Origin of the sequence: Pseudomonas sp. UMAB-08, from assembly GCF_900095225.1 — a bacterium.
GTDB lineage: Bacteria > Pseudomonadota > Gammaproteobacteria > Pseudomonadales > Pseudomonadaceae > Aquipseudomonas.
On record NZ_LT607440.1, the window covers coordinates 20,191 to 35,044 of the forward strand.

General features: G+C 59.3%; 14 protein-coding genes. 6 read left to right on the forward strand and 8 right to left on the reverse strand.

The window, feature by feature from the left end; translation table 11 throughout:
• Window positions 1-90: 90 nt before the first annotated feature.
• Window positions 91-498 carry an SMI1/KNR4 family protein gene (locus tag K0F75_RS24770; RefSeq protein WP_219064600.1) on the forward strand — a complete coding sequence of 136 codons (408 nt, stop codon included), beginning with the start codon at window positions 91-93 and terminating at the stop codon, window positions 496-498.
• 46 nt (window positions 499-544) lie between these two features.
• Here the strand turns inward: K0F75_RS24770 and K0F75_RS24775 are convergent, their stop codons facing one another.
• On the reverse strand, window positions 545-2,308 hold the full coding sequence (locus tag K0F75_RS24775; RefSeq protein ID WP_219064601.1) for a cation:proton antiporter: 1,764 nt from the start codon (window positions 2,306-2,308) through the stop codon (window positions 545-547).
• A gap of 239 nt (window positions 2,309-2,547) precedes the next feature.
• Here K0F75_RS24775 and K0F75_RS24780 point away from each other — a divergent pair, with 239 nt between their 5' ends.
• On the forward strand, window positions 2,548-3,033 hold the full coding sequence (locus tag K0F75_RS24780; RefSeq protein ID WP_219064602.1) for an acyl-CoA thioesterase: 486 nt from the start codon (window positions 2,548-2,550) through the stop codon (window positions 3,031-3,033).
• A gap of 142 nt (window positions 3,034-3,175) precedes the next feature.
• Window positions 3,176-3,568 (forward strand): DUF3301 domain-containing protein, encoded by a 393-nt coding sequence (locus K0F75_RS24785; RefSeq protein ID WP_219064603.1) that lies wholly within the window; start codon window positions 3,176-3,178, stop codon window positions 3,566-3,568.
• A gap of 40 nt (window positions 3,569-3,608) precedes the next feature.
• Here K0F75_RS24785 and K0F75_RS24790 read toward each other — a convergent pair whose 3' ends face one another.
• Window positions 3,609-4,571 carry a GTP-binding protein gene (locus tag K0F75_RS24790; RefSeq protein ID WP_219064604.1) on the reverse strand — a complete coding sequence of 321 codons (963 nt, stop codon included), beginning with the start codon at window positions 4,569-4,571 and terminating at the stop codon, window positions 3,609-3,611.
• Window positions 4,572-4,611: 40 nt separating this feature from the next.
• Between K0F75_RS24790 and K0F75_RS24795 the strand changes: the two genes are divergently transcribed.
• The gene (locus tag K0F75_RS24795; RefSeq protein WP_219064605.1) at window positions 4,612-4,968 is read left to right on the forward strand and encodes an NADH:ubiquinone oxidoreductase; all 357 of its coding nucleotides are present in this window, start codon (window positions 4,612-4,614) and stop codon (window positions 4,966-4,968) included.
• On the opposite strand, the gene zigA is transcribed toward K0F75_RS24795, so the two are convergent.
• Entirely contained in the window at window positions 4,965-6,173 is a 1,209-nt protein-coding gene (zigA, locus tag K0F75_RS24800; RefSeq protein ID WP_219064606.1) for a zinc metallochaperone GTPase ZigA, read from the reverse strand. The two genes, K0F75_RS24795 and zigA, sit on opposite strands and share 4 nt — an antisense overlap.
• 99 nt (window positions 6,174-6,272) lie before the next feature.
• Between zigA and folE2 the strand changes: the two genes are divergently transcribed.
• Window positions 6,273-7,178, forward strand: a complete 906-nt coding sequence (gene folE2, locus K0F75_RS24805) for a GTP cyclohydrolase FolE2 (RefSeq protein ID WP_219064607.1) — start codon at window positions 6,273-6,275, stop codon at window positions 7,176-7,178.
• On the opposite strand, the gene K0F75_RS24810 is transcribed toward folE2, so the two are convergent.
• A complete protein-coding gene (locus K0F75_RS24810; RefSeq protein ID WP_219064608.1) occupies window positions 7,162-7,683 on the reverse strand; it encodes a DUF3617 domain-containing protein in 522 nt (173 codons plus the stop codon). The two genes, folE2 and K0F75_RS24810, sit on opposite strands and share 17 nt — an antisense overlap.
• A 160-nt stretch (window positions 7,684-7,843) precedes the next feature.
• Here K0F75_RS24810 and cls point away from each other — a divergent pair, with 160 nt between their 5' ends.
• The gene (cls, locus tag K0F75_RS24815) at window positions 7,844-9,283 is read left to right on the forward strand and encodes a cardiolipin synthase (protein WP_219064609.1); all 1,440 of its coding nucleotides are present in this window, start codon (window positions 7,844-7,846) and stop codon (window positions 9,281-9,283) included.
• A gap of 74 nt (window positions 9,284-9,357) precedes the next feature.
• On the opposite strand, the gene cfaB is transcribed toward cls, so the two are convergent.
• From cfaB to hflC, 4 genes are all read right to left on the reverse strand, one after another.
• Window positions 9,358-10,542 (reverse strand): C17 cyclopropane fatty acid synthase CfaB, encoded by a 1,185-nt coding sequence (gene cfaB, locus K0F75_RS24820; protein ID WP_219064623.1) that lies wholly within the window; start codon window positions 10,540-10,542, stop codon window positions 9,358-9,360.
• Between the two features lie 279 nt (window positions 10,543-10,821).
• Complete coding sequence (locus K0F75_RS24825; RefSeq protein ID WP_219064610.1) at window positions 10,822-12,762, reverse strand: cation-translocating P-type ATPase; 1,941 nt, start codon at window positions 12,760-12,762, stop codon at window positions 10,822-10,824.
• Window positions 12,759-13,817: a protease modulator HflK gene (hflK, locus tag K0F75_RS24830; protein WP_219064611.1), complete on the reverse strand. Its 1,059-nt coding sequence runs from the start codon at window positions 13,815-13,817 to the stop codon at window positions 12,759-12,761. Before hflK ends, K0F75_RS24825 begins: the two co-directional genes overlap by 4 nt.
• Entirely contained in the window at window positions 13,814-14,845 is a 1,032-nt protein-coding gene (gene hflC, locus K0F75_RS24835; protein ID WP_219064612.1) for a protease modulator HflC, read from the reverse strand. The genes hflK and hflC overlap by 4 nt, the downstream gene beginning before the upstream one ends.
• Window positions 14,846-14,854 lie beyond the last annotated feature (9 nt).

The window sequence follows — 14,854 nt, forward strand, 5'->3', positions numbered from 1 at the left end:
CGGGGTTTTGTTTTTTTTGGGGCAACCGTTGTTTTGAGAAAACCTTACGCTACTGTATAACCCGCGCCATCAAGTTAGAGGATCCAGGCCGTGGAAGAAGTTATTGAAGAACTGCGTGAAAAAAACGAGCGGGTACCCGTACCCCTTGAGTTGCCAGAAGATGATGATCTGGTCGAGGTCGAAGAACAGCTGTTCATCAACATCCCCTTCGTCTTCAAAGAGTTTTTGCTGACTGTCAGCGACGTGGTATATGGCAGCCTGGAACCCGTGACCGTCATGGACCCGCAGTCCCATACCTACCTGCCCGAGGTTGCCGCAACGGCGTGGGATCTGGGCGTCCCTCGCGAGTTGATCCCGATCTGTCAGAACGGCGATGACTATTACTGCGTCGAAGAAGACGGCACTGTCGTGCTGTGGTCCGCGGAAGAAGAACTGGTGACCGAAGAAAGCTGGGAGTCAGTCTGGCACTGGGCCCGGGATGTCTGGCTGGAAAGCTGAGACCTGCAACTCAGCGCCGCACGCTGCGGCGCCGAAGGGAGTCGCCTCAATGCTCGGGCGGCTCCTGATGGTTACCCAAGGTTTCCAGCAAAGCGATCTGCATCCGCGTATGTACACGGATGCACCAGCGCCACAACACCGCGGCAACGATAGCGGCCACCACCCCAATCACCAGCAGTAATTCGTTAGTCGGCAGGATGCTCGCCGACAGCGCAGCCAGCAGCAGGAAAATCACCAAAAGCGACAGCAACGGGATCACTTCTGCGATCACCCGACGCACGCGTTCGGTATGGCGTCCGGCCATGGCGGGCTTAACGCTCATCTCGGCCAACAACATCGAAAGCGCCTTGAGCTTGCGGTAGGCCGCGATCAAGAACGGCAGCGACACCAGCAACGACGCGCCCCAGATCAACGCCTTGTGTTGGCTGTCATCGCGGGTCCAGTCGCTCAAATAGTCGCCAATGCCCTCGGCGAAATAACCGCCACAGAAGAAAATCGCCACCACCAGCGCCAGATTGACCCCGACCTGCAACAAAATCCTGCGGATCATCGACGCCAGCAACGCGCCCTGCCCTTGTGGCTGGATACTGCGCAGCCATTCCCCATACAGCCCGAAGACTCGTGCAATACGCGCAGGCATCACCGCCGCGAGCTTCATCGACAAAGGGTCCGCCGAGCGGATCAGGTAAGGCGTCAACAAGGTGGTGATCACCGATACCGCCACTGCCACCGGATAGAGAAAGTCACTGGTGACCTGCAGCGTCATGCCCAGCGCGGCGATGATGAACGAGAACTCGCCGATCTGTGACAACCCCATGCCAACCCGCAAGGACGTGCGCCCATCGTTCCCGGCGATAAAGGCACCCAGGCCACACGACAGCATCTTGCCCAGCACCACAGCGACACTGATCACGGCAATCGGCCAGGCGTAATCAAGGAGGATTTTCGGGTCGATCATCAAACCGATGGCGACGAAGAAAATTGCACTGAACATGTCGCGAACAGGTTCGATCAGCTGCTCTATTTTCAGCAACTGCCGCGATTCCGCCATGATTGCACCGATCAGAAAAGCGCCCAGCACCATGCTGTATTCAAGCTTGGCCACCAGCAGGCAAAACCCGAAACACAGACCGAGGACCGTCACCAAGAGCATTTCATTGCTTTCAAATCTGGCCACATACGCCAACAGGCGCGGGACCAGAAGAATGCCGATCACCAGCGCTACAACCATAAACAGCGACAACTTGCCGACGGTGGAAAATACCTCGCCGGAACTCACGGAGCCGCTGACAGCGATGCCGGACAGCAAGGCAATAATGCCAATACCGAGAATGTCTTCGACGATCAGGATCCCAAAAATCAGCTGGGCAAAACGCTGATTTTTCATCTTCAGGTCGTTCAACGCTTTGACGATGATGGTGGTTGAAGAAATCGCCAGAATCGCCCCGAGAAACAGCGAGTCCATAGCGTTCCAGTCGAAGAACCGCCCGATTTCGTAGCCGATCCAGATCATCAGCACGATTTCCAGGAAGGCCGCGATAAAGGCCGTGGCACCGACCTTGAACAGCTTGCGCAGGCTGAATTCCAGGCCCAGGCAGAACATCAGGAAAATCACACCCAGCTCGGCCAGGGTCTTGATTGTATCCTCGTCGTGGATCAGGCCGAACGGCGGTGTGTGCGGGCCGATAATGAAACCGGCAACGATATAGCCCAGGACCACGGGCTGTTTCAGACGATGAAAAAGGACCGTTACGACACCGGCGACCAGCATGATCACCGCCAGGTCCTGGATAAAACTGATGGCATGCATGGCGTGAAACTCCTTTTTTATACGCTGAAAAACCCGATTTCAATGTAGGAAATACCCGCGACAGAGGCTTTTTTCAGGTTAACACCGCACCTCTACGGAGAAAGTCGGTGCAATATATGGAAACAGATGGGCGCCTCGGCGTGACGGCGGCGGGTCCGCCAGCGTCCGGATAACTGATCCACAAGAACGCGAGCACCACCATAGGTGCACTTCTGACACACCCACCCTGTGAGCACGCTATGGAACCCGGAAACACCCAGCTGTCGATGACTGTATTGATGACCCCGGACATGGCCAACTTCTCTGGCAACGTGCATGGCGGCACCCTGCTCAAGTACCTCGATGAGGTCGCTTATGCCTGCGCCAGCCGTTATGCCGGGCGTTATGTGGTAACCCTGTCAGTGGATCAGGTGATTTTTCGTGAACCGATCCACGTTGGCGAGTTAGTGACCTTCCTTGCGTCAGTCAACTACACCGGCAATACCTCGATGGAAGTGGGGATCAAAGTCGTCACCGAGAACATCCGCGAACGCTCGGTGCGCCACACCAACAGCTGCTTTTTCACCATGGTGGCGATAGACGACGAGCGCAAACCGGCTGGCGTACCGCCACTGGAACCCGCCAACAGTGAAGACAAGCGTCGCTTTCTCCAGGCCAAGCAACGTCGGCAGATTCGTCAGGAGCTGGAAAAACGCTACCAGGACATCAAGGACGAAGCGCCTTAAGCACCATCAGGCCCGCTCGACGCGCACGCCTCGAGCGGACCGCAAGCAAAGAAAGCAACAGGGATGAAATTTAAGCTGCACGGTATGGCTGTAAATCGTCAGACCCAGTTAAGCTGGACGTTCTTTGTTGGAGCACTTTTTCATGCTGACCTTGGGCAACCTTTTTGTGCTGATGCTGCTGGCCACGGGCGGCGCCTGGCTGTGGCATTCCCATGGTTTGCGCGAGCGGGCACTGGCGCGAGTCAAGCAACACTGCGCCAAACTCGACGTCGAACTGCTGGACGGCAATGTTGCCCTGAGGCGCATCACGTTCGCCCGCGATGCCAACGGCAGAAAGCGCCTGGCCCGTGTGTATAACTTCGAGTTCACCGTCACCGGCGAGCAGCGCCACCCCGGCACCATCACCATGTTCGGCGCGCACACCGCACTCATCGAGCTGGCGTCCTACCCGTTCGAAATCAAAACCCCGCCACCCAGCGCCAATGTGATCGAGATGAGTCAATGGCGTCAGGAACACAACAAGTGGAAGCAGTGAGCCTGACGGTATAACCGATGGCCGTTGTGGATAACTCGTTTCAGAGCAAGCAGGCAGCCAGTCCCGCTTGCAACGCAGCCTCGTCCTGAGGCGCGGTGAATATCAGTTCCAGCCGTGAATCGCGGCGCCATTCACTGTTTTGCCAATGAATGGCCGCGCCATCCAGCGCATTACCGGACAACCAACCCGCGTTGCTGTGGATAACCAGCTTGGCTCGTCGCCAACCCTGGCTATTGAGCCACTGCTGCACGCGCATCAGCTCGAATTGCTGGCTCGGGTGCCAGCGCCAACCAATACTCCAGCCTTCCGCCTGGCCTTGGCTCAAGCAGATCGGCTGACGTGGGTCGGTCCAGATCGCCGGCAATTGCGCCAAACCCTTGGGTGCAACAAAGTTATCCACAGCCGCAGAGGCTTGTGCACCAATGCCCGGCAACTCGGATAACGGTAAAGCCGCTTGTTCGGTCCAGTACAACGGACGGTCCGGTAAGCGCCGGGCCAGCGCCTCGCGCGCTGCAACGTCGAGCAATGCGGACTTGTTCATCACCAACAAACCCGCATCGCCCAAGGCTGCTTGCTGACTGTCAGGCAAAGGCTGACCGGCCACCATCACGGTCGCATCCAGCACCAGCACACACGGCTGAACGGCCAGGACCCCTTCCCAAGGCGGCTCACGCAGCTGCTCCATAAGCTGTGCCGGGTGGCCTAACCCGGAGGGCTCGATCAGCAGTCGATCCGGCCGCGCCTTGCGCAACAGGCGCCCCAGGCCAACTTGAAACGGTGCGCCATTGACGCAGCACAGGCAGCCGCCGGCTACTTCGCCAAGTGCGATACCATCGTCAGCCGTGGTCAACAGCGCAGCATCCAGGCCGATCTGGCCGAACTCATTGATCAAGATCGCCCAGCGCTCGTTGGCAGGTTTTTGCGCCAACAATTGCTTGATCAGGCTGGTCTTGCCCGCGCCCAACGGGCCGGCGATGACATGGGTGGGGATGTTCTGCAGCATGAGGGCCAATTCTTCAGAGTGATGGTTACAGGGACAATCAATGCGCGCGATCTGGCTGGCAACACTGTTGTGGATAACATCGAGCGAGGCATGGGCTGAGGCCTGCGTCGTACACAGCCACGCCGAACGGCTCGACGTCAAAGTCTGCCAGGAAAATCGCAACATCCCGGCGAAGCTGTTTCACGACGGGTTTTGCCAGCCACAACTGGCCGGTCAGAAAATCGAAGTGGAATACGTCGATCAATGCCCCGCCGGCGCTTTCGGTGTGTGCAGCAATGCTCAAGTCGCCAATATGCCCTATCACCAGAACATTCACTATTACGGCGTCGCCAGCGATGCGCACTACCTTAAGACGTTTTGCGAGGGGCAGAGCCAGGGTCAGTGGCTTGCCCCTTAAGGTGCCGCCTCGTCGTGCCATGGGCCGAACGGATCCGCCAACAGCGCCCAACGCTCTACACCGCTGGCCATTTCCGCATCGGTCAGCAGGCAGCTGTCCAACTCATCGGTGAGCCGCGCGAAGTTGATGTGCTGCCCGATAAACACCAGTTCCTGACGGCAATCACCACTCTCGGCGGTCCAGTTTTCCATGATCGTAGCAGTGCTTTCCGGGTCCTGCGGCCATTCCTGTTTAGGCACAAAGCGCCACCAGCGACCGGCAAAGCCGTAACGCATCAAACCACCCGCCTGCGACCAACTGCCCGCGTCCTGATGCTTGCTCGCCAGCCAGAAAAAACCTTTGGAGCGCAGCAGTTTGCCGTTGATCCACTCACGGTTAATGAAGTCGAAAAAGCGCTGCGGATGAAAGGGGCGACGGGCGCGGTAAGCCGTCGAGGCAATGCCGTACTCCTCGGTTTCCGGCGTATGTTCGCCACGCAACTCCTTGAGCCAGCCCGGCGCCTGCGAGGCGCGCTCGAAGTCGAAACGACCCGTGTTCAGCACTTTTTTCAGCGGAATTTGCCCCATCACCATCGGGATGATTTCCGCCTGGGGATTGAGCCGCTCAAGTATCGCGATGAGCTCCAGGCGTTCGCTGGAACTGATCAGGTCTATTTTGCTGATCAGAATGACATCGGCAAATTCGACCTGCTCGATCAGTAAGTCGGTGATCGAACGCTCGTCATCCTCGCCCAGGGTCTCACCACGAGTCGCCAGGCTCTCGGCGGCCTGGTAGTCGATCAGAAAATTGATGCCGTCGACCACGGTGACCATGGTGTCCAGGCGTGCCATGTCGGCCAGGCTTTTACCTTGCTCATCACGGAAGGTGAAGGTTTCGGCGACGGGCAGCGGCTCGGAAATCCCGGTGGATTCGATCAATAAATAGTCAAAACGGCCATCCTGCGCCAGACGACTGACCTCTTCGAGCAAGTCCTCTCGCAAGGTGCAGCAGATGCAGCCATTGCTCATTTCGATCAGTTTTTCTTCGGCACGGTTCAGGCTCACATCGCGCTGAACCTCACTGCCATCGATGTTGATCTCGCTCATGTCATTGACGATCACGGCCACGCGCATGTTTTCGCGATTGCGCAGCACGTAATTGAGCAACGTGCTTTTGCCAGCCCCAAGAAATCCGGACAACACAGTAACGGGTAGACGGTCAGGCATCAGGTGTTCCTTATCGGGTAGCGTACGGCCTCAAAAAGGCATCGTCGACTTTATTGTTATAATATAACATATCTATTTTGCCCTGACGACGGACCTTCAATGAACGCGCTGACTCTGCCGGATATCGCTTCCCAAGCATCACGCCAAGCCTTACCGCTGGACTGGGTCGGCATGTGCGGCATCGCCCTGCCGATTGTGTTTAATGGCCAGCGCATGAGCGCCACCGCGGATGCGGGCGTGAGCCTCGACGATGGGGAAGCGCGCGGCATCCATATGTCACGGCTGTATCTGGCGCTGGAAATGTTCGAAGGAGAAGACCTCACACCCGCGCTACTGCATCGGGTTCTTCAGCGTTTTCTCGACTCGCACCACGGTCTTTCTGCCAATGCCTCTGTGCGCATTCACAGCCATTTGCTGTTGAAACGCCCGGCATTGGTCAGCCCGTTGGCAGGTTGGAAGTCTTATCCGGTAGGGATTTTTGCTCGGCTGGAGCGTGGAGTGTTCCACGTGGAACTAACATTCGACGTCAGCTATTCCTCGACCTGCCCGTGCTCTGCGGCCCTTGCCAGGCAGCTGATTCAGGCGCAATTCATCTCTGACTTCGCCAATCGGCCGCTGGAACATGCGGATGTGCTGACATGGCTCGGTACGAACCAAGGCATTGTTGCCACCCCTCACAGTCAACGCAGCAGCGCCCAGCTTGATGTTCAGCTGGACGCGCACGTGGAAGAGCTGCCGCTAATCCAACTTATTGATCACGTTGAGGCCACCCTTGGCACGGCGGTGCAAACGGCGGTCAAACGCGCTGATGAGCAAGCATTTACCTTGGCCAACGGGCAGAATTTAATGTTCTGTGAAGATGCTGCGCGGCGACTCCATCTGGCACTGAGCCAGGTCCCGGACATCAAGGGTTTCGACCTGAAAGTCATTCACGCCGAAAGCCTGCATGCGCACGATGCCGTCGCCCGGAGCCGTTGGCAGCGAGGAATCAAGTCCGCGGTTTAACCGTCCCGCACTGCTGACCCAGCCAGACGGCACGGGTGTCCATGCTGCCGTTTTGCTGAGCGCCTGTGGCGTTGAAGGTGCCAACGACTTTGGTGCTGAACTCGCGATCACTGGCGAACTGGGCGACCCCTGTGCCTTGCGCTTTGGGGCAGCTGAAGCGGAACTTCCACGTCTTGCCATTGCGGTCGGTGATCTGTTGGTTGCAGCCGGACTTAGGGTCTGTCAGCGGGATATTGTCAGTCTTGACCTGATCCTGAGTCAGGCAGACTCGCACACCCTTCCCGCCCAGCGTCACGCCCTGTTTTTGCATCATCTGTTCCATCATTGCTCGCTGCTCGGGCGGCAGGTTGTTCAACTGGCCAAGCATCAACTGCAGGTCAGGCAACTGCTGACCGTCTACCTGCATATTGCTCGACGTCAGTTCCCACAACCCTGGCTGCAACATCTGCGCTTGAGCGATCGGTGCAGCCAGACAAAACAGCAAAGCCAAAACGCGTTTGTTCATCTGAAAAATTCCTGAGTGTGAAAATGACCGGATGTGCTCCAGCCTGACGATGAGCCTTAGACGACGCAAGCGTCTACCAGTTGCATGCCGAATAAAATAGCGACAATCCCGACGGGCTGTGGTCTGTTAGAGATCTAAAAAGTTTAAAGCAAGGTTGCACATGGATTACCACAGCCCGCATTTCTTCGGCTACTTGATCGCTTTCATTCATCTGCTTGGCCTGATTGGTGCCATCCATGCGCTGCTCACCGTGCGCACCGCCCAAGGCTCGATTGCCTGGGCCATGCCACTGTTATTCATCCCCTACGTGGCCCTTATTCCTTACCTGGTCTTCGGCCGTAGTTCATTTGATGCCTACATCAAAGCCCGCCGCCAAGCTAACCGGGAGATGCACACGGCCATCGGCGATCTGAACTGGCGGCCCTGGATCGAAGAAGCCGTCACCGCGCGACGCAGTAACGCGTATGCCTCGTTACGGGCCATGCCCAAGCTAGGCCGTATGCCGTGCCTGGCGAACAACGAGGTAAAACTGCTGATCAATGGTGAAGCCACGTTTGCCGCGATCTTCGAGGCTATTCGCCACGCCAAAAAAGCGATTCTGATTCAGTTTTTTATCATCCATGACGACGATCTGGGTCGACGCCTGCAAACGCTGCTGCTGGAAAAAGCCGCCGAAGGGGTGGCCGTCCATGTCCTCTACGACGGGATCGGCAGCCACGCATTGCCCAACACCTACAGCGCCATCCTCCGCGACGGCGGTGTGCAGATCAAAGCCTTCGCCACCCGTAGCGGCTGGCTCAATCGCTTTCAGGTGAACTTCCGCAACCACCGCAAAATCGTCGTGGTGGATGGCCTGCGCGGCTTTGTTGGCGGGCACAACGTGGGCGATGAATACCTGGGCAAACAACCGCCGCTGGCCCCTTGGCGCGACACCCATGTGGAGGTAGTCGGTCCCGTGGTCGCGTGCTTGCAGGAATCGTTCGCCGAAGACTGGTTTTGGGCCACTCGACAGTTACCCCCCTTGATCCTGCCTGACACCTATCCCGAAAATGGCGTGCTCTGCCAAGTATTGGCCACCGGCCCGGCGGATGCTCAGGAAACCTGCTCGCTGTTTTTCGTCGAAGCCATCCATTCCGCCACAGAACGGGTGTGGATCACCAGCCCCTATTTCATTCCCGATGAAGCCGTGTTTGCCGCGTTGCGCCTGGCGGTAATGCGCGGTGTCGATGTGCGGATATTGTTGCCATCGCGTCCAGACCATTACGTGGTCTACGCCGCCTCTAGCCTGTTCGCGTTCGAGGCTGTGCGCGCAGGGGTGCGCATCTTCCGCTATGAGCCGGGCTTCTTGCATCAGAAGGTGGTGTTGGTGGACAGCGAGATAACCGCCATCGGCAGCGCCAATCTGGATAACCGTTCGTTCCGGCTGAACTTCGAACTGATGCTGCTGACGGTCGACAGTGACTTCGCCAGCGAAGTGGAGAAAATGCTCAACGACGACTTCGCCCTGGCCCACGAAATCGCCCTGGAAGAGAGAAAGCAAACCCATCATCTGCAGCAGCTCGGCATGCGCATTGCGCGCCTGATTTCGCCCATTCTCTAAAGACTGATGTCGCTACGGGATCACAAAACCCCGTAGCGACCACCCCTATAAACCGTCCCTGTCGAACCCTGCGATCAGCGGTAGATATCAGCCCGCGTCATGGGCAAATCGAGGCTGCCGTCGGCATACGGTTTGACTGCCAGAATCTGATGCAGATTGATCCAGCCCTTGGCAAACGCATACGCACAACCGGCCAGGTACAAGCGCCAGATACGCAAGGTTTGCTCTGGGACCATGGTCGCGGCCTCCCCCAACCGCGCTTCCAGACGCTCGCTCCAGTGTTCAAGCGTCCGAGCGTAATGCAGGCGCAGGCTTTCGACGTCGATGATTTCCAGACCCGCTTCACTGAGGTAAGCGCTGATCATCGACACGTGCGGCAACTCGCCATTCGGAAAGACATAACGCTCGATAAAACTGCCCGCGCCACGCCCCACCGGACGGCCATCGGTGTGCTTGGCGGTGATGCCGTGGTTCATGACCAGGCCGCCTTCGCGGACCGCACCGAACAGGCGTTTGGCGTACAGCTCCAGATTGGCGTGACCGACATGTTCGAACATGCCCACGCTGACGATTTTATCGAAGCGACCGTCCTGAGGCAGATCGCGATAATCCAGCAATTGCAGCTCAACCTTGTCCTGCAAGCCTTCCGCGTCGACCCGCTCACGGGCCAAGGCCAATTGCTCACTACTCAGAGTGATACCGAATACTTTCACCCCGTACTCGCGCGCGGCAAACCGCGACAGCCCGCCCCAACCGCACCCGACATCCAGCAGGTATTCGCCCGGCTGCAAACGCAACTTGCGACACAGGTGATGAAATTTGTCCTGCTGCGCTTGTTCGAGGGTCTCTGTGCCCGTCTTGAAATAGGCGCAGGAATAGACCATCTCGCGGTCAAGCCAGAGCTGGTAAAACGCGTTGGACAGGTCGTAATGGTAGGAAATCGACGCCGCATCGGTGGCTTTGTCGTGCTCCGAGCGCATGGGCACGTCGTCGTCATCCTCATTCAGCAGCGCTTGGCTCAATTCATCGCAGACCCGGATAACTTCCCGGATTGACCCCACCAACTCCAGTCGGCCCTCAACGAAGGCGCCACCGAGCAAGTCCAGACTGGGATGCGTGAACTGCGATACCAGTTGTGGATCTTTCACCACAATGGTGACGCTGGGCGTCGGACCAAGATCAAGCTCATGGCCGTCCCACAGTTTCAGCCGTAGTGGCAGGTGCAAATTCTGCAGGGCTGATGGAAGTTGCGCGAGCATGTAGTAAACCCCCTCATCCAGAAGCTCAGGAAAAGGGTAGTCCATAAGCAGCCCACGCGATGGGGCTGCACAGCTATTGGCTTTGTAGCTTCTGACGATGCCATGAAGCGTTGGGTTAACCGTCCTTAACCCGATATTACGAGCCAAACTCCAGCCTTCAATGGATCACCCATTGTAAGAATGACCCCTAATATGTAGCAGAGTTCTTCACCGCTCACGCTGATTTTTATACTTAACCGAGAGCTCTGGCTCGGCACTCTCGGCTAAAGGGTCGGATTTTCAGGCCTGTGGCTTGATTTCCAGTTTCAGCAGCGGCTCCTGGAAGCGCAGCAAACGACCTGCATTGCCAAGGACTAACAGAGTGCTGAGGTTATGCAGCACGGCCGCAATCATCGCCCCTTCCGCACCCAGCAAACCGAAAGCGGCAAGGGCCACGATAGCCAGCGTCCAACCCAGACCGATGATCACGTTGACGTGCAGGGTCTGCCGGCATTGGCGGCTCAAGCGCACGCAGGTGCCCAAGCGGCGCAGGTCACTGCCGATCAACACGATGTCGGCTGAAGCCAGCGCGATGTCCGCCCCCCCCGCGCCCATCGCAACACCCACTACGCCGGCTTTGAGCGCCAACGAATCGTTGATGCCATCGCCCACCACCATGGGCCGAAAGCCGCTGCTGATTTCGCCCATGACCCGATTGAGTTTGTCTTCGGGCAGCGCCTGGGCTTCGATATCACTGATACCGACTTCGCGGGCCAGGCTGTCGGCCACGCTTTGACGGTCGCCGGTCAACAGCAGTTGTCGACCCAACCCCAACGCCCGCAACTCGGCGAGCGCCTGGCGAGCTTCTGGCTTGAGGCTGTCGGCCAGCAACAGCCAGGCGAGGAAAACGCCATCGACCGCGAGCCCGGCAATCGGGCCGTCATGCGTTGGTACCGGTGACGTGCTGATGCCCAGCGCATCGAACAGCTCAGGGCGGCCCAATGCGGCTTCGCCATGCTCGGTTCGCGCCACCACGCCCAAGCCCTGACGTTCACGAATATCGGTCAGCGCCAACAACAGATCTTTGTCCACCAACCCGGCCAACGCACGGCTGACCGGGTGACTGCTGGCCGAGCCGAGGCTGGCGGCCAATGGCAGCACATAGGTCTGCGGCGTCGACGCCGCTTCGATGGACTGCAAGCGCAGGCTGCCGTAGGTCAGCGTGCCCGTCTTATCCACCACCAGTGAAGTCAGGTCCGCCAACTCTTCGAGAAAGGCCGAGCTACGAATCAAAATCCCGTGCCGGGCGGCGACCGCGATCCCGGCAATCGCCGTCGCAGGGGCCGACAACACCAACGCGCAAGGGCACGCGGCAACCAGCACGGCCAGCATCGCTTGCGCATCGTTGGTAATGAACCAGGTCACGGCCGCGATCATCAACACCAAGACCATGTAACTGCCCGCATAGCGCTCCAGCAGACGGGTAATCGGTGGCTTGGAGCGCTCGGCGCTTTGCATCAGCGCGATCACTTTGCCCAATGTCGATTCGTTGCCAATACGCGTGACCTCAATCCGCAACAGGCCATCGAGGTTGATCGCGCCGCCGAACACGTCCATGCCAACCTTGGCCTCCAGCGGCACCGACTCGCCGGTGATCGGCGCGGTATCAAGGCTGGCTTGCCCGGAACGCACGACGCCATCGGCCGGGACTCGATCACCGGCCCGCACCTCAACCTGATCGCCAGCGACCAAGGTTGAGTTATCCACTTCGCGAACCGTGCCATCGGCGTCAATCAGCCGCGCGTGGCTGCGGGTCAGCAGGCCCAGGGATTGAATCGCTTCCTGCGAACCGATGACACTGCGCTCTTCCAGCACATGGCCGAAGATCATGATGATCGGCAGCAAGGCGGCGGTCATCAGATCGCCCGTGGCCCAGGCGCCGAGCATCGCCAGCGCGATCAACTGGTCGGTAATGCCGTGCAGGCTCGGGTAACGCAGGCTGTGCCAACCGGCACTGACCACCGGCACCGCGACCAGCAGCGACGCGACGCCCAGCAATACCTGACTGACACCCGTCTGTTCGGGCGCAACAAACCGCCAGACCAGGCCCAGACCCAGCAAGCCCAGGGCAAGCATCGCCAGGGTCAATTGTCGAGCCGCGCTGCGTTGTTCCGAACCGGTCAGCATGCTGACCGCAGGTTCAGTCGACGCGGGCTCGGTGCTGGCTGCGTGGGCACTCATTGTTCTGCTCCCTGAATGATCAGGCGGGAATCGTCACGGGGATCGACGGTGGTCACCGAGCCTGCCTGGCCGAGAATTTTTGGCAGGCGCTCGCGGTAAATACGTAACAGCAGACCCGGGTCGCTTTTGTCATGAATCGACTGCGTCAGGCTGGTGACTGTTGCCGTGTCGGTCTGGGCTTTGGCCAGTCGCTCGGAGGCCTGGGCATGGGCCACTTGCAACGTGCGGTCGGACTGTTGTGTTGCGGTCTGGGTCAGTTTTTCGGCGTCGGTACGGGCGTTGGCCACCGCCTGATCTGCTTTCTGACTGGCCGTAAGGACAGCGTTAAAGGCAGCGACCGCTGTCGTGGGCAGACTTGACTGCACATCGACCCGAGCGACTTCGATGCCCAGCCCGACACCGGTCGCGGCCAGATCGGCCAAGCGCTGGTTGATGCCATGAACCAGATCGCCACGCAAGCGCTCACGGCGTTCAGCGGCCTTGCTGTCGGGGCTGACCATCTCTGGGCGGGCCACCAGAATCGTGTCCAGATCGCGGGCTGCGGTCAGCGCCACAGCACTGCGATTCACCAGCCGATCCAATGCAGGCAGCACATGCTCGCCCTGCAACACGAAGGCATATGGGTCGGTCACCTTGTAGTACGCCGTCACATCGAGCTGTACGACACCCGCATCACCGGTCAACAAAAAGCCGGAACCGGCCAGCGCATCGCTCATCGGCGTGGCGAAACTGGCGACCCGATCCGCATCAAGAGCCAGCCTGGATCGCAGTAACGTTTCGACCCGGCGCTCGATCACCCGGTCCGCAGAGGGCAACAACACCACCTGCTCGAAAGGTTGCGGCCATGCCGTGAGCAGTCCGGCGTTCTGGATGCGTTCCAGTGCCCCGAAACGCATGACCACGGCGCGGTTCTGCGGATCGATCTGGCGCACATTCGACAGCGCCCAGCCTAGCGCGGCCAACACCGTGACGGCATACAAACCGAGAAACGCCAGACGGCTCGCCTGCAGCCAGGGGCTGTTGACGGGGGGGCGTTGGGGCGTGACGTCACTCATGGTTGCGATCCGCTTTTGCCATCCAGCGTCGGCGGCCCATCGACCAGCACGCGGAACGGCGCCGCGTCGGTGCGCAGGATCAGCTTGGTGCCCGGTGTCACTACCGTGCCCAGGGTGTCCAGCGAGCGCAGCAGGTTGTACAGCTGTGGCGAGCCCGCGTAAGCACGACCGTAGATTTGCGCCGCTTCGACGCGCGATTGCGCTTCGATGTCAGCAGCCTTGACCGTCGCGTCGGCTTCGACGATGCGCGCATCCCGCTCGGCGGCGGCACGGATCTGCGCCGCTTCACGCTTGCCCACGGCTGTACGTTCGGTGGCAATGGTTTCCCGCTCGGCACGCATCCGGTCTACCGTCGCGTTCAGGGTCACAGACGGCAGGGTCAGACGCTCGATACCCACCTGCAAGACGCGGACGCCGTAAGTAGTGAGCAATTGCTGATCGATCTGTTGGCGCAACTGGTTTTCAAAATCGGCGATCCGCACCTGACTGGCGTCGGTATTGACCAGGCTGGCCAGATCGAAGCTGCTGGCAGTGGTCTCCAGTGCCGAGCCGACAAACGTGCGGATCTGCCGCGCGGCTTCGTCCGGCTGGTTCTGCACCGCGCGCATGAAGCGCTGCACGTTGTCAGGGTCGCCCTGAACCTGCCAGGCCACATAGGCCTGAACGATGATACGCAGGCCATCGCGGGTGCCGACATCCTGCAAGCCACTGGAGGTGGTGCGCAGGCGCAGGTCCACCGGAATGGTCGCCTCGAACGGTGCCGGCCAGCGCCAGCTCAGGCCCGGCTCGAGCAACACACGGGAGGGGTTACCGAAGCGCGTGATAACGGTGGCTTCGCCCGAGCGCACTTGCACCAGGCTCGCGGCGGCCACGGCAAACGCGATGAGCAACGCTGCCAGTGCGGTTCGACGCCACGGGAACCCGGCTGCCGCGGAGGCATCGCCATGATGATGGCCGTGGTGATGTCCTGCGTGGCCATGGTCGTGACCAGCGTGATCGTGATGATCATGGGAGTGAAACAGACTCAAGGGATGACT

What these genes read in the sequence shown, in the direction of transcription:
- K0F75_RS24775 (WP_219064601.1), bottom strand. Translation starts at nt 2,308, where the DNA reads ATGCATGCCATCAGTTTTATCCAGGACCTGGCGGTGATCATGCTGGTC.
- K0F75_RS24780 (WP_219064602.1), top strand. Translation starts at nt 2,548, where the DNA reads ATGGAACCCGGAAACACCCAGCTGTCGATGACTGTATTGATGACCCCG.
- K0F75_RS24785 (WP_219064603.1), top strand. Translation starts at nt 3,176, where the DNA reads ATGCTGACCTTGGGCAACCTTTTTGTGCTGATGCTGCTGGCCACGGGC.
- K0F75_RS24790 (WP_219064604.1), bottom strand. Translation starts at nt 4,571, where the DNA reads ATGCTGCAGAACATCCCCACCCATGTCATCGCCGGCCCGTTGGGCGCG.
- K0F75_RS24795 (WP_219064605.1), top strand. Translation starts at nt 4,612, where the DNA reads ATGCGCGCGATCTGGCTGGCAACACTGTTGTGGATAACATCGAGCGAG.
- zigA (WP_219064606.1), bottom strand. Translation starts at nt 6,173, where the DNA reads ATGCCTGACCGTCTACCCGTTACTGTGTTGTCCGGATTTCTTGGGGCT.
- folE2 (WP_219064607.1), top strand. Translation starts at nt 6,273, where the DNA reads ATGAACGCGCTGACTCTGCCGGATATCGCTTCCCAAGCATCACGCCAA.
- K0F75_RS24810 (WP_219064608.1), bottom strand. Translation starts at nt 7,683, where the DNA reads ATGAACAAACGCGTTTTGGCTTTGCTGTTTTGTCTGGCTGCACCGATC.
- cls (WP_219064609.1), top strand. Translation starts at nt 7,844, where the DNA reads ATGGATTACCACAGCCCGCATTTCTTCGGCTACTTGATCGCTTTCATT.
- cfaB (WP_219064623.1), bottom strand. Translation starts at nt 10,542, where the DNA reads ATGCTCGCGCAACTTCCATCAGCCCTGCAGAATTTGCACCTGCCACTA.
- K0F75_RS24825 (WP_219064610.1), bottom strand. Translation starts at nt 12,762, where the DNA reads ATGAGTGCCCACGCAGCCAGCACCGAGCCCGCGTCGACTGAACCTGCG.
- hflK (WP_219064611.1), bottom strand. Translation starts at nt 13,817, where the DNA reads ATGAGTGACGTCACGCCCCAACGCCCCCCCGTCAACAGCCCCTGGCTG.